Origin of the sequence: Microcystis panniformis FACHB-1757, from assembly GCF_001264245.1 — a bacterium.
Classification (GTDB): Bacteria; Cyanobacteriota; Cyanobacteriia; order Cyanobacteriales; family Microcystaceae; genus Microcystis; species Microcystis panniformis.
In genome coordinates, this window is sequence record NZ_CP011339.1 from 3,796,497 (window position 1) to 3,815,131 (window position 18,635).

The 18,635-nt window shown below is 44.2% G+C and carries 10 protein-coding genes, 1 tRNA gene and 5 pseudogenes; 5 read left to right on the forward strand and 11 right to left on the reverse strand.

Annotation, left to right across the window (positions count from 1 at the left end; all coding sequences use genetic code 11):
• Positions 1–247: 247 nt before the first annotated feature.
• The 5 genes and pseudogenes from ltrA (VL20_RS18260) to brnA all read left to right on the forward strand — a co-directional run bounded on the left by ltrA (VL20_RS18260) (position 248) and on the right by brnA (position 5,444).
• Positions 248–2,045 (forward strand): annotated as a pseudogene (gene ltrA / locus VL20_RS18260) (group II intron reverse transcriptase/maturase).
• A 629-nt stretch (positions 2,046–2,674) separates the two neighbouring features.
• Positions 2,675–4,500 (forward strand): annotated as a pseudogene (locus VL20_RS18265) (peptidoglycan DD-metalloendopeptidase family protein).
• Positions 4,501–4,591: 91 nt separating this feature from the next.
• Positions 4,592–4,665, forward strand: a tRNA-Met gene (locus VL20_RS18270).
• A gap of 295 nt (positions 4,666–4,960) precedes the next feature.
• Positions 4,961–5,230, forward strand: coding sequence for a BrnT family toxin (locus VL20_RS18275; RefSeq protein ID WP_002759054.1), 270 nt, complete (start codon positions 4,961–4,963; stop codon positions 5,228–5,230).
• A complete protein-coding gene (brnA, locus tag VL20_RS18280; RefSeq protein ID WP_002759052.1) occupies positions 5,220–5,444 on the forward strand; it encodes a type II toxin-antitoxin system BrnA family antitoxin in 225 nt (74 codons plus the stop codon). The genes VL20_RS18275 and brnA overlap by 11 nt, the downstream gene beginning before the upstream one ends.
• A gap of 46 nt (positions 5,445–5,490) precedes the next feature.
• On the opposite strand, the gene VL20_RS18285 is transcribed toward brnA, so the two are convergent.
• From VL20_RS18285 to VL20_RS18335, 11 genes and pseudogenes are all read right to left on the reverse strand, one after another.
• Positions 5,491–6,534, reverse strand: coding sequence for an IS630 family transposase (locus tag VL20_RS18285; RefSeq protein WP_052277358.1), 1,044 nt, complete (start codon positions 6,532–6,534; stop codon positions 5,491–5,493).
• A 281-nt stretch (positions 6,535–6,815) separates the two neighbouring features.
• Positions 6,816–7,265: pseudogene (locus VL20_RS29375) on the reverse strand (HNH endonuclease); the annotation flags it as partial.
• Between the two features lie 191 nt (positions 7,266–7,456).
• Positions 7,457–8,765 (reverse strand): annotated as a pseudogene (ltrA, locus tag VL20_RS33835) (group II intron reverse transcriptase/maturase); the annotation flags it as partial.
• Positions 8,766–8,951: 186 nt separating this feature from the next.
• Positions 8,952–9,164: a hypothetical protein gene (locus VL20_RS32960; RefSeq protein WP_052275239.1), complete on the reverse strand. Its 213-nt coding sequence runs from the start codon at positions 9,162–9,164 to the stop codon at positions 8,952–8,954.
• Entirely contained in the window at positions 9,139–9,972 is an 834-nt protein-coding gene (locus tag VL20_RS18300) for a transposase (RefSeq protein WP_284525807.1), read from the reverse strand. Before VL20_RS18300 ends, VL20_RS32960 begins: the two co-directional genes overlap by 26 nt.
• A 98-nt stretch (positions 9,973–10,070) precedes the next feature.
• Positions 10,071–10,319: pseudogene (locus VL20_RS18305) on the reverse strand (reverse transcriptase N-terminal domain-containing protein); the annotation flags it as partial.
• A gap of 770 nt (positions 10,320–11,089) precedes the next feature.
• A complete protein-coding gene (locus VL20_RS18310; RefSeq protein ID WP_052277361.1) occupies positions 11,090–12,826 on the reverse strand; it encodes an IS1634 family transposase in 1,737 nt (578 codons plus the stop codon).
• A gap of 701 nt (positions 12,827–13,527) precedes the next feature.
• Positions 13,528–15,216, reverse strand: a complete 1,689-nt coding sequence (locus VL20_RS18320) for a SulP family inorganic anion transporter (RefSeq protein ID WP_052277363.1) — start codon at positions 15,214–15,216, stop codon at positions 13,528–13,530.
• Positions 15,217–15,344: 128 nt separating this feature from the next.
• On the reverse strand, positions 15,345–16,028 hold the full coding sequence (locus VL20_RS18325; protein WP_002765367.1) for a Mo-dependent nitrogenase C-terminal domain-containing protein: 684 nt from the start codon (positions 16,026–16,028) through the stop codon (positions 15,345–15,347).
• Positions 16,029–16,268: 240 nt separating this feature from the next.
• Complete coding sequence (locus tag VL20_RS18330) at positions 16,269–17,654, reverse strand: UDP-glucose dehydrogenase family protein (RefSeq protein WP_002759997.1); 1,386 nt, start codon at positions 17,652–17,654, stop codon at positions 16,269–16,271.
• Positions 17,655–17,699: 45 nt separating this feature from the next.
• On the reverse strand, positions 17,700–18,626 hold the full coding sequence (locus VL20_RS18335) for a UDP-glucuronic acid decarboxylase family protein (RefSeq protein WP_052277364.1): 927 nt from the start codon (positions 18,624–18,626) through the stop codon (positions 17,700–17,702).
• Between the last annotated feature and the right edge of the window lie 9 nt (positions 18,627–18,635).

Sequence of the window (18,635 nt, forward strand, 5' to 3'; positions counted from 1 at the left end):
ACCTACACAGACCTTTAAAAGTACCCCGGTGGATAGGACAAATCTAAAGATGGAATGCCCATATAAACGGAACGTGATAAACCCTTTTAGGCTCTGAGTATCGGTCGAAATACCCAGTAGTGATAAGTGTAAGCGCAAGCCTTCAAGGGTGTGAGATGTAACCAAAAGCCAACGCTTGACGGTAACAGTCAAGATATGCTAACAGGTTACGGTTTGATTGTAAGGATAGAGTCTAGTAGGAGTCTATATGACGAAATCGAGAGAAGGTAAAGGGTTCGGGAAACCGAAAACCACTAAGACTACGAATGTATGGAAAACTATCAACTGGGGTAAAATCCAAAGATACGTTTTCAAGCTCCAAAAGAGGATATACCAAGCGGCTAAATCGGGACAGGGTGCAAAGGTTAGAAAGTTGCAACGTCTATTAGTGAAATCATACTACGCTCGTCTATTAGCAGTACGCAAAGTAACCCAAGACAATCAAGGAAAGAAAACAGCAGGAGTCGATGGAATGATAGCAGTATCCCCAGAACAAAGGCTAAATCTAACCGAAGAAATCAAAGGAACACTGAAAGCAAAACCGTTAAGAAGGGTATGGATTCCTAAACCCGGCAGGGATGAAAAACGTCCACTAGGAATACCAACCATCAAAGACAGAGCTAGACAAGCGTTAATTAAATCGGCACTCGAACCAGAATGGGAGTCAAAAATGGAAGGAACCAGCTACGGTTTTCGACCCGGAAAGTCAGCCCAGGACGCAATATCAAGGATATTCTCAACCATCAATAAAGGTAATTACTTTGTATTAGATGCTGATATTGCCAAATGTTTTGACCGAATTAATCACGACCTTTTACTGTCCAAAATTCATTGTCCAAGTTCCTTGAAAAGAGATATTAAACAATGGCTTAAAGCAGGAGTATTGGACAACGGCGTATTTGAAGAAACAGAAACAGGGACACCTCAAGGAGGGGTAATAAGTCCACTACTTGCCAACATCGCACTGGAGGGAATGGCAAGATTAATTGAAACACTATTCCCCAAAAAGAATAATATAAATCAAGCTGTTTTAATAAGATATGCCGATGATTTTGTAGTAATTTCCCCATCACTCAAAATCATTGAACAGTGCAAAACTGCTATTTCTGAATGGTTAAAGCCGATAGGATTAGAACTCAAACCAGAAAAAACCAGAGTATGTCATACACTCAAACCCCTTGAATATAATGGGAAAACGGAAGAACCCGGCTTTGATTTTCTAGGATTCAATATTAGGCAATACCCAGCAGGAAAATATAAAGCAGGGAAAATAAATAAAGGAATACCCAAAACATTTCTAACACATATTAAACCTAGCCAAAAAGCAGTTAAAGCCCACACAGAAGCGATTAAAGGTGTAATCAAAAAACACAAGACAGCACCTCAATCAGCCTTGATTAGTCACTTAAACCCAATTATTAGAGGTTGGGCTAACTACTACTCAGGAGTAGTATCCACAGATACCTTCAATAAACTAGACTACACAATCTGGTCAATGTTAAGGGCATGGACAGAATCAAGATGCGGTAAAGCGGACTACGAAAAGCTGAGAAACTACTTTAAACCGGGTACAGTTAAACTTAGCAATGGGAAAGAAAGACAAGAATCTTGGCTATTTCAAACCAAAGACGGTCTCTATCTATGGAAACATAATTGGACACCAATTGTCAGACATACCCTAGTACGCCCCGACGCATCACCATTCGACGGAAATTGGACTTACTGGGCGACCAGAAGAGGACAAGCAATTGACACACCGACTAGAGTAGCTAAACTACTTAAGAAGCAACAAGGCAAGTGTAGCCGATGTGGGCAGTATTTTACCCCATCGGATTTAATTGAAGTTGACCACATTCACCCTCTCAGCTTAGGCGGAAAGGACGAATACAAGAACCTTCAATTGCTACACCGCCACTGTCACGATGATAAATCGGCATCAGATGGAAGCCAAGATGGCAACCAAAAGAAGTCAAGCTGTATCCTTAACAAGGGAGCAGTCAAACTAGGAGCCGTGTGAGGTGAAAGTCTCATGCACGGTTCTGAATGGGAGGGGAGGTCGGTGACGACCTTCTCGACCCCTAATAGTATGACAGCCTTTTTCTGATCAAGACGAAGTGTAACCTAATTGGCTATGGACGACCGACACCTCACACCCCACACCCTGCCCCCAGAAAAAATTTTTTCGGCAAACCCTATTTATCCGGTATTGACCTTGAATAGCCATCGTTGCCCCTTGTTTCCTGTCGAGCGGCGAATGATTAATAATTTCTTTGTAAATCGCAAAACAGATAAAAAATTTCTATGAAAAAACTGGCAAAAATTGGCAAGACCAAAAATGCTGATCAGCTTGGAACAACTGAGATAGAGCATCGTCAATCTGGACATTCAAAATGTCACCAACTTGCCGTGATCCCGATGCTAATAGTCAGAGGGAGACTTGCATAATTTCAAAATCTAAGTTAATCTCTCCTAAAAGTCACCTTTAGGTATTTTGACTAAAAAGAAAGTTGCCTAACTTCTACTCTAGCCTCAAGGCTAATGCTGAAAGCTAGAATCATCGGCTTCATCGACTGGCTCTAGCTAACTCTTTACACCACAGGAGGTCTGTTTGAAAGAGACTTTTATCCACAACCCCATGACATCCGCTACCCCAGAACAGAATAGCAATGCTGAGTCTAACCGAGTCCGTTGCTCGGCTGCCCTGCTGGGATTAGCACTCTCTCTGGGAGTACCTAGCCTTCTCAACTCCACCTCAGAATCAGCCCAGGCCGCCAATTCTGTACCTCCGGAATGGGAAGTGATCGACCTGTCCCAAAAAGCCAAAGCTGCGGGTAAAGAACTAAAAGAACCGCAAATAATCCAATCCCAAGCACTTGCTACCGTCAAATTCATCGCCACATCAGTAGTTGACCATCAGGTAAAACCGGGAGAATCCCTGTGGAGTTTAGCCGACACCTATCAAACCACCCCTTCAGCGATCGCTACCCGCAATAATCTTTCCCCCCAATCCGATCTGATTATCGGACAAACCTTAAAAATTCCCACTCCTGAGCAGTTGCCCCCGGCAGCCCCGGCAGCAACTCCTGAGCAGTTGGATAGTTCCTCTGCTAGTCTGCGTCAAACCCGTCAACGTCTCCAAGAAAGTTTGGCCGCCTTGCGAACCGAGGAAACCCCCCATCAGTCCAATTCTGGGGAAACAGTAATCGTTACTGAAACTACCGCTCTCGTTCCCGATAATTCGCCAACTAGCGTCGAGATTCCCGTTATTGCTCCCGAAGAATCCCCTCGACCAACCAGCCAGGTGATCCCGATTCCCGTTCCCACCCCTGAAAGCGATCGCACGATAGCAACAATTCCCCTTAATCCTCCCTTGACAAGCAGACCGGAAATTCCCAGCGTCGCCCTACGAAATCCGGCTCCTGTGACTGAAATTCCCGCCGTTCCCAATCCTCGGGTCATAATTCCCCCAGAAAATCAAGTTTATCGGGTTCGGCCAGGGGATACCTTAAACACGATCGCTCGCGCTCTCGGCATCACCCCCGCCGAATTAGCCAGGGAAAACGGCATTGACAACCCCAACCGGATTAAAGTTAATCAAACCCTAGTGATTCCCGACCGCTCTGCCAACGCTAGAGTTAATCAAAATCTTACCCCCTTGGTCGGCGATCGCCCTAGATTGTCCTTTAACCCCAGCAATCGACAAAATTTGCCCGCCGCCACCGCCACCACGGGGACGGAAGAATTCCCCGAAAATATCACCGGCAGCTATCGGGAAAGATTGCGCCAAGAGGTGGCTAATCTGCGGGAAACTAACCTTTCGGAAACCCAGAAAAGTATCGCTATTCCCGTCGATAATCCCGCAGAAACCCCCGATGATCGACAAATAAACCCTAATCCCCAATGGACTGCCCTTCGTTCTCGTTCTAACCAAAGCACCCCCCCCAGATTATCGGTTCGGCCCCTACCAATGTGGAAGAGTATAATGACCGCCTCCGAATTCCCGTCGGCGAAACCGTAGAACCTTCTCTTCCTCCCCTCACTAATCCCGATGAGCATTTACCTAATCCCGCCCCGATTTTTACCGGCTTTATCTGGCCCACCAGAGGTGTGTTAACCTCCGGTTTCGGTTGGCGCTGGGGCAGACCTCATCGCGGCATCGATATCGCCGGTCCAGTGGGTACACCAGTTGTGGCGGCGGCTGCCGGTGAAGTAATCTCCTCCGGCTGGAATTCTGGCGGTTATGGCAATCTGGTGAAACTGCGTCACCCCGATGGTAGCGTCACTCTCTATGCCCATAACAGCCGTCTGTTGGTGCGTCGCGGCGAAACTGTTCAGCAAGGCGAGCCAATTGCCCAGATGGGTAGCACCGGTTTTAGCACCGGCCCCCACCTACATTTCGAGGTTCACCCCTCCGGCCAGGGCGCAGTTAATCCCATCGCTTTCCTGCCAGGCAGACGTTAAAGATGCCCCCAAAGGGAAGATTTTTTCTTCCCTTTTTTGCTCTTGTGCAATTGGGTGATTATGTGTTATCATTGATAACTGTGTAAACAACGGCTTAGTAGCTCAGTTGGTCAGAGCAGGGGACTCATAAGCCCAAGGTCGGCAGTTCAAATCTGCCCTGAGCCATCGGACAAGATCCAAGAAAACCAGCAAGATTATGGTCAGGTGATATCTCTTTCCCTTTTACTTGGGGACGCTCCCTTCGGGTTCTACCTGATAACTTTTTACTGATAACAGCAGCAAGGGAATTCCAAAATTTATTAGCCCAATTGTACTATAACTTTTGCCGATACAGTCACTACCATAATATTCTGGTAGGAGTACCTAGTGGTCAGTGAGTTTATCGAACTGCGTGCGCCCAAAATGTCCTATAGATATTTCGACCAAATTGAGATGCAGCCACGGAAACGAAGCCAAGAGAATGAAAAAACCGGAATTTGAATTTGATCCTAATAAAAGCCAAGCTAACAAAAATAAACATGGTCTAGATTTTGTTGAAGCTCAAGTATTATGGTTAGATTCCCAAAAAGTCGAAATTCCAGCCCGAACAGAAAATGAACCACGATTTGTTGTTATTGGTATAATAGCAGGTAAGCATTGGTCAGCCGTAGTTACCTATCGTCAAACCAAAATCCGTATTATTTCAGTCCGACGCTCTAGACCTGAAGAGGTAGAAATTTATGAAAGCTGAAGATTTTGACCGCAAATTTGATGATGGAGAAAATATCATCGAATACTTGGATTTAACTAAAATTAAACGTTCTAATTCCGAGGAACAAACAATTGCGTTTGAGTTTCCCTCATGGATGGTAGAGGCTCTTGAGCAAGAAAGTCAGCGTCGTGATTTACCGTTACAAGCTATTGTCAAAGACTGGATTGGGGAAAAATTGGCGTTGTCAAATTGAAAGATGATCCGAATCAGCACCGGAACTCAAATTACTTTGATATACTTTAGACGTTCATAATCTGAGATTTATTAAACTTCTGAAATCGTAGAGTCAGCAAGGAATCCAGTTCTTTTTTATGTTTCAAATGGGCATCATTCAAACATTCATAAATGGCTGAAGAAAAGTCAGAAAAGTTTTCATAATATTTACCATATAAACATTTCTTTTTGACCAATTTCCACAGCCTTTCAATTAAATTTAGATTAGGTGAATAAGACGGCAGATAGAGCAGTTCTATTGACAAAGAAAAAGCTAATTCTTCAACAATTTTACATTTTTGATAGCGGGCATTATCTAAGACTAGAGTGATGGGAATCATTAGTCCTAAAGCAGCTATTTTTGACCGGAGTTCACAGACTTGAGTTGCCGTAATATAAGTGTCATATGTTACCAGAATAACTTCATGAGTTATTGCATTTAATGCTCCTAAAACATTGAAGCGTTTACGCCCGCTCGGTGACTTAACAAAAAGTCTCTCAAAACACCAAACAAAACCGAGAAATGCTCCCATGACGAAGTGAGCGGCATCAACAAAAAAAACAGCCCTTTTTCCTTCTTTTGCCTCATTTAGTCTGGGTTCTAGCTTTTTTTCTTTGTAGTCCTCTTGTTCATCTGGGTCAGCTTTAGAAGGAAGAGAACCTACTTTTAAACATTTCATTCCCATTGATTTTAAAAATTTTCTCACTTGGGTAGGACTTCGTTTTATTCCCGTCAATTCTTCTATCCTATATACAGCTTCATTTATTGTGGCTGGTGGATTTTTCTCGAAGTATTTTTTGAGGGTTTCTTTTTGAGACTCTAATTCACTTTTAGGGCGATAGAAGTTGATTTCTTTTAATTTTTCTATTCCGCCCTCTTGATAATCTCGAAGATAGGTTAATAAGGTATTTGGCGAGATTCCTGCTAACTGACAAATTTTTTGGTGCGGTATCTTTTGGCTTTTTAACCAGAGAACTTCCATCTTCAGTTGAACCCGGGGATGGGGATGATGAAATCTTTCATAATACAGTGAGTTCTTTTCTTCTTCCGTGAATTCTAGGTTAATCATGTTTTTAATGAGTGCTTTGCTTCTAATTATGACTCTTAAACTATATTATTGTCCTTGAGTAAAAAATGCAAGTTGTAGCCGTGCAAAGTATAAGTAGGGAGGCACAATTATTTGTAGGATGGGTTAGCGGTAGCCTAACATGAGCGGGCGTTGGGTTTCATGCTTCAACCCAACCTACGTTCATCTTATATTTAATTCCACCCAATTAGGGGTCGAGAAGGTCGTCACCGACCTCCCCTCCCATTCAGAACCGTGCATGAGACTTTCACCTCACACGGCTCCTAGTTTGACTGTTCCCTTGTTAAGGATACAGCTTGACTTCCTTTGGTTAACCTTGTATTATCTAGTTTGACTTCTGATTTTGTCAAACCAGATGGATTTAGGCTTCCATCGGTTGCCGATTTATCATCGTGACAGTGGCGGTGTAGTAATTGAAGGTTTTTATATTCATCCTTTCCGCCTAGGCTGAGAGGATGAATGTGGTCAACTTCAATTAAATCCGATGGGGTAAAATACTGCCCACATCGGCTACACTTGCCTTGTTGCTTCTTAAGTAGTTTGGCTACTCTTGTCGGTGTGTCGATTGCTTGTCCTCGTCTGGTCGCCCAGTAAGTCCAATTTCCGTCGAATGGTGATGCGTCGGGGCGTACTAGGGTATGTCTGACAATTGGTGTCCAATTATGTTTCCATAGATAGAGACCGTCTTTGGTTTGAAATAGCCAAGATTCTTGGGGAGCATCTCATTTACGCAATGAGTAATTATACTTAGCCTAAAAGCCACTCTTAATCGTGTCTTGGAACGAAATAGAGGCTTTTAAAGACTGCGTACATGGAGAATTAAAACAAGAATTACCCTCGAAAAGCCTATTTTTCCACTAAGTATTTATGCTCATTGCAAAGGTGAGATGCTCCCAGATTCTTGTCTTTCTTTCCCATTGCTAAGTTTAACTGTACCCGGTTTAAAGTAGTTTCTCAGCTTTTCGTAGTCCGCTTTACCGCATCTTGATTCTGTCCATGCCCTTAACATTGACCAGATTGTGTAGTCTAGTTTATTGAAGGTATCTGTGGATACTACTCCTGAGTAGTAGTTAGCCCAACCTCTAATAATTGGGTTTAAGTGACTAATCAAGGCTGATTGAGGTGCTGTTTTGTGTTTTTTGATTACACCTTTTATCGCTTCTGTGTGGGCTTTAACTGCTTTTTGGCTAGGTTTAATGTGGGTTAGGAATGTTTTAGGTATTCCTTTCGTTATTTTCCCAGATTTGTATTTTCCGGCTGGGTATTGTCTGATATTGAATCCTAGAAAGTCAAAACCGGGTTCTTCCGTTTTCCCATTATATTCAATGGGTTTGAGTGTGTGACACACTCTGGTTTTTTCTGGTTTGAGTTCTAATCCTATCGGCTTTAACCATTCAGAAATAGCAGTTTTGCACTGTTCAATGATTTTGAGTGATGGTGAAATCACTACAAAATCATCGGCATATCTTATTAAAACAGCGGCTCTTCTCGACTTTGTGTGATAATTTTTGCTTATGGAATCGTGAAATGTTTACTGGGAAAGACTTTTAGGACTATTTTGCGGATATTCTATCAGTATAGACCTAGTTTCCACACAGAAACCAGAAGAGCCAAACAGCTTGATTTATATTATTCTTTTTGGGGAATAGTGTTTCAATTAATCTTGCCATTCCCTCCAGTGCGATGTTGGCAAGTAGTGGACTTATTACCCCTCCTTGAGGTGTCCCTGTTTCTGTTTCTTCAAATACGCCGTTGTCCAATACTCCTGCTTTAAGCCATTGTTTAATATCTCTTTTCAAGGAACTTGGACAATGAATTTTGGACAGTAAAAGGTCGTGATTAATTCGGTCAAAACATTTGGCAATATCAGCATCTAATACAAAGTAATTACCTTTATTGATGGTTGAGAATATCCTTGATATTGCGTCCTGGGCAGACTTTCCGGGTCGAAAACCGTAGCTGGTTCCTTCCATTTTTGACTCCCATTCTGGTTCGAGTGCCGATTTAATTAACGCTTGTCTAGCTCTGTCTTTGATGGTTGGTATTCCTAGTGGACGTTTTTCATCCCTGCCGGGTTTAGGAATCCATACCCTTCTTAACGGTTTTGCTTTAAGTGTTCCTTTGATTTCTTCGGTTAGATTTAGCCTTTGTTCTGGGGATACTGCTATCATTCCATCGACTCCTGCTGTTTTCTTTCTGACTGACGGACACATTTTTCAATACAAAGACAAGTACTGTTATGTGAAAGCCTCAAACTCCTGAATAAAAGAAAAGGTAATTTTGCCATAATAATCCTGACGAGCTTTGCGAGAAGCAAAACAGGGAAAAGGGTCAACAGAAAATAAGTGGTCAAGTCGCAAGAAGGGACGCGCCTTATGAACAACTCCCGCCAGCCAACGTCAACCAATTTTCAAATAACTCAAACCACGCCGAAAATGAGCATCAACCTGACGGCGAGAGCCAGATTGTTGAACCGCCATGCCAGTTAAAGTAGCAAAGAGAATAGAAATGGCAACAATGAGATAGAGACGTTCTAAACAAGCAGCAGAGCGAACACGAGAATGTTCCCAGTCAAAAACGCCCGATTTACTGCCCTTGAAAGAGATGTTCAATGGGAAAACGAAGACCATACTGCCAGAAGGTGTCAAGGGTAGGAGGTTCATCGCTCAGAATTGCCCAATTATCCTTAACCCCTGGAACAGAGGCTAAAGCAAGATGAGCAGTGATTCTAGCCTCCTGCCAGACTTGAACGTTGCGATCAAAGCAGGCTTGCCGTTTGGGAGGATAGAGTTCTCTGACCTCATAGCCAAAACCCCGACGGCGAACACCGTAAATGAGGGTATCGCAAGGTAAGCGAAGACACCAATGCCAAGTATTTTTCCTGAGCCATTGAATTAATTGCTGATTGGCAAAGCCTCGGTCGGCTAACAGCATGACATTCTCAAAGCCCTGAAGATAGCCTTTGGCTCTGTCCAACAAGGGTTCGTATTTCTCAAAAGCTAGGCTGGCACTACCATGTTCTAATCCCATCCACATCAAGGGGACGGCTCTCCCCCCGCAGACCACCGCTAGATAGACAAAGCAGTATTGATTCCACAACAGAGTGGTATCTATTGCTAGATACAGTCTTTCCCCCTTCTCCTTCCAAGTCTCGATGGCTTTCAATATTAAGGGGATGTATATCTTTTCCACCGCTACTCTTCCATTCTGGCAAAAGCGATTCCACCGTCTCTGATAACTATTGGCTTGTTCGGCTCTGCTTTGTACAAAGGGTTCCCATCTGGCTTGATTGAGACTTTGACTACTGAGTAGGGCTGTCACCATCCAACTGAGGACGGTTAAATGTCTTTTATCCACAAATCGGCTTCCTTGTTCTAGATAGGAATAAACTTGGGAGAAGATTCTGTTCTCGGTTTTCATCTTGTAGGGATTCTTGCTTTTTCCCTATCTACCCAGATATTTTTCTTTTTGGCAACCCTTGTCTTGTCAGGTTTTGACCCACTTGTGTCCGTCAGTCAGGTTTTCTTTCCTTGATTGTCTTGGGTTACTTTGCGTACTGCTAATAGACGAGCGTAGTATGATTTCACTAATAGACGTTGCAACTTTCTAACCTTTGCACCCTGTCCCGATTTAGCCGCTTGGTATATCCTCTTTTGGAGCTTGAAAACGTATCTTTGGACTTTCGCCCAATTGATAGCTTTCCATACATTCGTAGTCTTAGTGGTTTTCGGTTTCCCGAACCCTTTACTTTCTCTCGCTTTCGTCATATAGACTCCTACTAGACTCTATCCTTACAATCAAACCGTAACCTGTTAGCATATTCTGACTGTTACCGTCAGGCGTTGGCTTTTGGTTACATCTCACACCCTTGAAGGCTTGCGCTTACACTTATCACTACTGGGTATTTCGACCAATACTCAGAGCCTAAAAGGGCTTATCACGTTCCGTTTATATGGGCATTCCATCTTTAGATTCGTCCTCTCCATCGGGGTACTTTTAAAGGTCTGTGTGAGTGAGAGTAAGATTTCCTCACTATTCCCCTTATTCTTTTGAACGCAGTGTGTCAACCTATTTCACTGCTTATTAATTACGATGGTTCAGGTCAGACATTCGGCTCACGCCTAATCATGGATGGTTGGCAGTGGTCTCGATTCTGGTGTTAGGTAACACCTCGGAGCCTTCCGTTCCCCGCTTCAGTCCCAGAATTGTGATTTCTGAATCTGGGGGTGGCTATCGCCGTTACTCTCACCTTGTAAAGATTTATTACAAGTGTATTGACCTTGAGTTCCCTTGCCTAGTTTGGTATCGGATGATACTAAACGTCGGGACATATAAACAGTTATAAGGTTGGTCTGTGTTGACCTCTTAGATTCAGTCGGGGGACTGAAGACCTTACTAGGCGGTTATTTCAGGCATTTCAGCCCTATTTCATGCCTAAACGTTTCGCACCTTAGATTTTAGTATAACTGGACTTCCCCGTTGACAAAAAGCCATAACCTGTGCTGTAGAAGGGATTAAGAAAATTTCCGCTGCCCCGTTACTGGGTACAAATCAGGGAAACTCCCAATAAATCTAACGCTTTTTGTTGCAGTTGGGTCGGTCGAGTTATCTTAGAAAAACGATAACTTCCCTCCCTAATCGTACATTCCACTGTATTCAAGCAAATTGTCCCCAGGTCTTCCAACAAAGTCCGAAAGCTATGCACAGGAAAATTCTCTTGATTCCGTTTTTTTCTCTCTTTAGATTGCACCGATTCACTGCGACTCGCCTTAATCACATTCAGAGAACCATCATCAATTTCTTCATCCTCAAATAACAAAGGAGCCAAGGACTGTTTTAAATGCCATTCCACATAATAAGCCAACATACATAAAAAGATATGGGCTTTAACTCTATCACCCTTATAATGATAGATAGGACGTACCTTTAAATCAATTGACTTATAACAGCGAAATGCCTCCTCCACTTGAGATAAACTTTTATAAGCTTTAACCGTCGTCGCTGCATCCATCAAGGTTGACTCCAGAGAAGTTCTTAACACATACACACCATCCAAGGCCGTTTCTTGAGCGATTAATTCCAGCTTACGCTGATAAGAAAAGCCTTCCTCTGTTATCTCTAGGTTATAGTATTTATTGACCTTAAACTGATTAAGAACCTTGCCCACTCTCAAAGCTATCTTATCTTGACCCTTTAAAGCTCTTTTCTCCCTTTGAGTCGCTTGAACAATCAAATCTAGTTCCTTCTCTACCGCTTCTAATAATGCCTCTCTTTGTAGTTGATTTTTCTGGGCAATGAAGGGATTACGACAAGCAATTAATCTTTCATCGGGATAATCTTCGCTCTCAAATTCCACCAAGTTTACCTGCTCAAATAATCCTAATTGAATCACTTCTACCTCAGCCAGTTTCCGAATTTGAGGCTTAGTTAAACCAGTAATATAGTCTAATCCTTCTATGGGTTTTACTAATTCCTTGATTTTCGAGTTAGTTAAAATTCCTCTATCACTTACCCAGACCACATTCTCAATCCCCCAACCCTTTCTGACTTTCTCAATTTGTCCGCTTAAAGTAGCACCGTCTGAGGTGTTTCCTTCAAATACTTCTACCGCTATCGGACAACCCTTAGCTGAACACAACAAACCAAAAACTATCTGAGTTTTCCCTTTCTTTTTATCTCGATTATCACCATATTTTCCCAGTTCACAACCATCTCCTTCTAGGTAAGTAGAAGTGACATCATACAAGACTAATGTTCCTGATTCCAAGTGTTTAAGTGCTAGGTGCTTCTCAATTTTCTCTTGTTTTTCTAATAACCAATCTAAGGCGTTATATAATTCGTCTTCATCGGCTTTCTCTAAGTCTAACAATTGTCCTAAACTCTGACTGCAAGTTTCGCTATTAAACCCTCTCGCTGTGGCTAATTTCGATTTAGGATTGATGATTCTTGCCACAATCATCGCCACCACTAAGTTTCTGATTCGTGAGGATTTTTCACTGATTATTTTATCTAAACCTAATTTTTTAATCGTCTCTAAAATAGCCATCACATGACCATGAGGAAGACTTCTAATCACTTCAAAATGATTGGGAATGCCTTCAGTCATGGACAGTGTTGCCCCTTTAAGAGCCAGTTTTATATTGTCGATAATATCATCGGGTAATTTTGAGAGATTGGCCAGGGTTCTTTTTTTGACTTGATCTCCTTCTCGGTAGGACTCCCGAAGAAGAACGGCGGGGGGAGAATTACGGTTAGGAACTTTTTCTATATACATGGCTATCATTTTAGCAAATGGAGAGAATTCTTGTTCATTAAGAAATGTTACAAATTACATGGGTACATTAAGAAAAGTTAAGGGGGTGCATCCATTGATGGATAAGGGTTTTCGGCTATTATGGTATATATGTATGGGGGAAGTTCAGATATTAGGACAGGCAAAAGGCAAAAGGGTGAATAAATAATCAGTTTTTAATAACCAGATTTAGTAGTAGTAGGGTGCGCCATTTGATAGCGTAACGCACCAAATAAATTAATGATAGATAGATAGGTGCGTTACGACGGATTGTTAGATTCAAGTTTAAGCAAAGATTGTCGCCGTCTAACGCACCCTACATTCTACTTTTTTAAAATCAAAAAGTGGCAGCCTTTGGAGGGATCGGGGGGGAGAATTAGGCACTTTTTCCCTGAAACTTAGGTAATTGACCACTTGAAAATGGGTAAAACCCCACACCCCCCTACCCTCACGAAAAACTTTTTGCCGCAAACCCTAAATAGGTTAGGTAAGTGACTTTCAGTTAATGATGCTAAAAATGAACAATAATCTAAAATCAAGCCGATAATGACTAAATGCAACCGACGGAAGCCCAACTTAGAAAACTCTATCACCTAATTTCAATAAAGTCCGAAAACTATGGACGGGTAGGTTCTCTATGGGAGGGGAGGTCGGCGACGACCTTCTCGACCCCTAACTATCAGTTAACGATGTTGAAAAGCTTCGATCGCCGCCGGCAAAGTATAGTAAATTCTCTCCTGGCTAATTTTATCTAACAAGCGAGAACGTTGCAATTGTAAGTACAGATCGTGTTTAACCCTAGCGAGGGCAAAAACTATACCCTGTCTTGATAATTCTGCCGCTAGTTCCTCAAGAATCTCCACGGCTGTACTATCCAATTCCCCGATCGCCTCCGTATTCAAGACAAACCATTCTACCGGTTTTGTCTCCCGGGCAATGGCACTGAGGGCGCGACGTTTAAAGTCGGCCGCATTAGCAAAAAATAAGGGGGCATCGTAACGATAGATAACTAACCCCGGTATTGTTTGCGCTTCCGGCCAATCCTGGAGCGCGTGTAAACCCATCACCCCCGGAACCGTACCCAAGACCGCGTCATCGGGCCGGGTAATGCGGGCCAATAAATCGATAACCGAGAGACCGATGGCGATGGCAACCCCGCTTAAAATCCCCGTGGTTAGCACCCCCACCATGGTCAGGACAGCGAGATTAAACTCACTATTGCGAAAGCTTTTTAGTCGTTTAGCGCCAGCAATATCCACCAGTTTACAGGCCGCATAAATCACCAGCGCACCCAAAGCGGCCTTGGGAAAGAGTGCCAGTAGCGGACCGAGGGAGAAAATGACCGCCACCACCACCACTGCCACCACCAGGGAGTAAATCTGACTTTTACTACCCACCGAATCGCCCACCGCGGTGCGACTGGCGCTGCTGCTGATGGGAAATCCCTGACAAAAACCCGCCGCCAGATTCCCCAGTCCCAGGGCTAAAAATTCTTGATTGGCATCGATTTCTTGGTTATGACGTGCGGCGAAGGCTCTGGCGGTCAAGACGTTATCGGAATAGCCCACCAGGGCAATGCCGACGGCTGCGGTTCCTAGGGGTAGTAATTGGGAAAAATCTAGGGTTGGTAAGCCAAAATTGGGCAAAGTATTGCTAATTTTACCCACTACTGCCACCCCTTCTCCATCAAGATGGAGGGTAGCGACGGCGAGGGTTCCCAGTAAAACTGCCAGCAAGGGACCTGGTGCTTTAGGAAAATATTTTTGGATGATAAATAGAAATAGTAGCAGCAATAGAGCTAGGCTAAGGGTTGGCCAGTGCCATTGGTTTATTCCCCAGAAAAAAGCGAAAATTTCTTTAAAAACCGTATTTTCACGGATTGACAAACCACTAATTTTACCCAGTTGTCCCGCAATCATGATCACCGCCACTCCCGCCATATAACCGATCAGGATCGGTTTGGAGAGTAAATTAGCTAGAAATCCCAAGCGGGCGATATAAGCGACAAAACAGATTAAACCGACCATTAATGCTAAAAAAGCCGCTAAACTGCCGTAATTTTCCCCTTGAAGGCTCACCAGAGGTGCGATCGCTGCCGCCGTCATCACTGCTGTGGTCGATTCTGGTCCGAGGGACAGTTGCGGTGAGGAGCCGAAAAGGGCATAAACTAAGGCCGCTGGCACGAGAGTCCACAATCCCACCACCGGCTCGACCCCGGCCAGATCGCCGTAGGCCATACACTGGGGAATAGCGTAGGCTGCCACGGTGACACCGGCGAGGATATCTCGGCCCAGCCACTGCCATTGATAGGAGCGCAGGTTTTTTGGCCCCGGTAAATCAGAAAAATCGACTCGTCGGGAGTTTTTACTCATATTTTCTCTGTCAACGGCGACTTAACCTAATCTTAACGGAAGAATTAGCTAGGAAAAGCCTTGAGGCTGAGACATTTTCTGTCAGCAGGATATTTATACCATGTTAACCGCAATTTTAGTTAAATTGGCTAAATATACTCGGAAATATCCTCTTGACAATCATCGGCTAAGTATGATAGGGCGCGGAAGCGTAAACCGACTAATTGTTCGTAGAGAGGATTTAACTTGCACAGAGGCGGAATATGGACTAACTTATGACCAAACAGCACGATATCGCGTTCAAAAGGACATTGAGGCGGAACCATTTTGCAGATAAACCGGGCCAAGCGCGGATCGTGCATTTCTACCCCATCTAACCAATCTTTGAGGGGATGCAGCAGATCTGGGTGGGGATGTTCGGCACTGATAAACTCGGATTTCTGCGCTTCCGTGGTAATTTCGGGAATTTCACAGATAGTATGTTCTAAAGCTGACAGGGCCTCGATTTCTAACCCGAAAGCATCCCGATAACTATGCAGTAATGCCGCTTCTGCGGGGGAATAAATGCCATCGGCGATTGCTACCATGACCGCCGTGCGGAGGAAGTTTTCTGATATTTTGGGGTCATGACCGAAACTTGCGGCCAATTCTTCGGGACTAATCGATTGATAGAGAACGTGGTCGTCATCTAATTCTAATTCGTGAGCGAAACGGGCGATCGATTCCTGTTCGCTGGTGCTATAATCCCCATCACACCAAGCAATTGTCAGTAATCCCCGTAACCAGTCCCTAACTTGTTCGTTAGTGTAGCGGTATTGAACAGAGCTAACCATAGGTATTGCTAAAACTGATTTCTAGTTTCTCAATTTAATTCTACCCATCGCCCCCGGATTCTAGTGGCCCCCGTTCACATCATGTAACCATTGCAACTATCCTTATGGTCAGCTAGGAAGTTTTCGTTTTTCATCTGGCATAATCGGGCAATTTTCGCCCCTAGGAGCAGGGGTAAGGGTTGGTGCTTTTTGCTCCTTCCCCACCCGCGTCAGTCCTGCTGAAAAGGCGGATTTCTGGGATTAACGTCCAATCCCGAGGTAACGGAAACCGGCTGCTGTCACCACAGCAGGATCGAGGAAATTGCGACCATCAATCAACACGGGTTCGCGCATGGTTTTAGCCATTTTGCCGTAGTCAAGACGGAGGAATTCTTGCCATTCCGTCACCACCACCAAAGCGTCACAACCATCAGCCAATCTTTCCGGATCCGATTCGATAATCACACCGCTTAGACCGTGACTTAAACCACTTTGGGAAACGATCGGATCATAGGCTTTTACCTTAGCACCTAAACGATTTAACTGTTCAATCATGGTTAAAGCCGGAGCATCGCGCATATCATCGGTATCGGGTTTAAAAGTTAATCCCAACAAACCGACGGTTTTACCCTTGAGGATTTTTAATTCCTGTTGCAGTTTTTCGATCGCAATTGTCCGTTGACGTTTGTTAACATTGATAGCGGCGTTAAGTAATTCCGTTTCGTAACCGTAGTCTTCCGCGGTATGTACCAAAGCCGACACATCTTTGGGGAAACAGGAACCCCCCCAACCGATCCCGGCCGAGAGGAACTTGCTGCCGATACGGGAATCTAAACCGATACCTTTAGCCACTTGGGTGACATCGGCTCCCACGCGATCGCAGATGTTAGCTACTTCGTTAATAAAGCTAATTTTGGTGGCTAGGAAGGCATTAGCGGCGTATTTAATCATTTCCGCCGAACTGAGATCCGTAACGACTACGGGAACGGGAGGCAAGGAGGTATCCTCAGCGAATTGGCGTTTAACCAAAGGCGCGTACAATTCCTTCATCATTTCGATGGCTTTCGGGTTATTACTGCCTAAAACAATGCGATCGGGGTTAAAAGTATCATAAACCGCTGAACCTTCCCGTAAAAATTCGGGATTACTGACCACATCGAATTCCGCTTCAATGCGTTCTAGTGTACTAATACCGCCACCAGCGGCCACGAGATTTTTTTGTCTCTCGGCCACTCCATCGAGGACGATCATCCGTACCCAATCCCCGGAACCGATGGGAACGGTAGATTTATTGACGATTACTTTATAACCACCGTTGAGATGGGCCCCAATACCCCGGGCCACCGCTTCCACATAACGGGTGTCACTTTCTCCAGTGGGTAGTGCTGGTGTACCAACAGCGATAAAGAGGATTTCGCCGTGTTTAACTCCCGCTTCTAGATCCGCGGAGAATTCCAGATTGCCGGAGGCTGCCGAAGACTGCATTAATTCCGATAACCCCGGTTCATAGATGGGGGATTGTCCCGATTTCATCAATTTGACTTTTTCTTCATTGTTGTCAATACAGATAACATGATGGCCGATATGTGCTAGGCAAACCCCAGTGACTAAACCCACATAACCCGTTCCGATAACACAAACACGCATGATAATCACTCCAGTGACAATTAGGTTAAATTTATTGATTAGGGATTAGCTTAGACGAGAACGGAAATCCTCGATCGTCATTTTTAAACCCTGACTTAGAGGAATAGTTGGACTCCAATCCAGATAAGTTTTAGCACGAGTGATATCCGGTTGTCGTTGCTTGGGATCATCTTCCGGCAGTGGTTGATAGACCAATTCGGCCTCGGGATTAATCATGCCTTGGATCACTTGCGCTAATTCCAGAATTGTGTATTCGTCGGGATTGCCGAGATTAACCGGCCCGATAAAGTCCCCATTCATCAAACGCATTAACCCTTCCACCAGGTCAGAAACATAGCAAAAACTGCGGGTTTGGGAACCTTGACCATAAACCGTCAGGGGTTCACCGCGCAAAGCTTGCACGACGAAATTACTCACCACTCGACCATCGTTTTCTAGCATTCGCGGGCCGTAGGTGTTGAAAATCCGGGCCACCCGGATATCGACTTTATGCTCCCGATAATACTCAAAAGCCAGGGTTTCCGCTACCCGTTTACCTTCGTCATAACAGGAACGCGGTCCGATGCAGTTGACATTACCTCGATATTCTTCCGTTTGCGGATGCACATCGGGATCGCCATAGACTTCTGAGGTAGAAGCGAGCAAAAATCGCGCTTTTACCCTTTTAGCTAGGCCTAGCATATACATAGTCCCTAAAACATTGGTTTTAATCGTTTTTACGGGGTTATATTGATAGTGAATTGGGGAAGCGGGACAGGCCAGGTGATAAATCTGATCGACTTCTAGACGGATCGGCTCGGTGATATCGTGACGAATTAGCTCAAAATAAGGATTTCCTAGCCATTTAACGATATTTCTGCGCGTCCCTGTGTAGAAGTTATCCAGACAGATCACTTCATGACCCTGTTCCATCAAGCGATCGATTAGATGGGAACCGATAAAACCCGCACCGCCTGTAACTAGGATTCTCATGTAATCGAC

Bases quoted from the DNA above. Each gene is read 5' to 3' on its own strand.
- VL20_RS18275 (WP_002759054.1), top strand. From the start codon at position 4,961: ATGAAAAAACCGGAATTTGAATTTGATCCTAATAAAAGCCAAGCTAAC.
- brnA (WP_002759052.1), top strand. From the start codon at position 5,220: ATGAAAGCTGAAGATTTTGACCGCAAATTTGATGATGGAGAAAATATC.
- VL20_RS18285 (WP_052277358.1), bottom strand. From the start codon at position 6,534: ATGATTAACCTAGAATTCACGGAAGAAGAAAAGAACTCACTGTATTAT.
- VL20_RS18300 (WP_284525807.1), bottom strand. From the start codon at position 9,972: ATGAAAACCGAGAACAGAATCTTCTCCCAAGTTTATTCCTATCTAGAA.
- VL20_RS18310 (WP_052277361.1), bottom strand. From the start codon at position 12,826: ATGTATATAGAAAAAGTTCCTAACCGTAATTCTCCCCCCGCCGTTCTT.
- VL20_RS18320 (WP_052277363.1), bottom strand. From the start codon at position 15,216: ATGAGTAAAAACTCCCGACGAGTCGATTTTTCTGATTTACCGGGGCCA.
- VL20_RS18325 (WP_002765367.1), bottom strand. From the start codon at position 16,028: ATGGTTAGCTCTGTTCAATACCGCTACACTAACGAACAAGTTAGGGAC.
- VL20_RS18330 (WP_002759997.1), bottom strand. From the start codon at position 17,654: ATGCGTGTTTGTGTTATCGGAACGGGTTATGTGGGTTTAGTCACTGGG.
- VL20_RS18335 (WP_052277364.1), bottom strand. From the start codon at position 18,626: ATGAGAATCCTAGTTACAGGCGGTGCGGGTTTTATCGGTTCCCATCTA.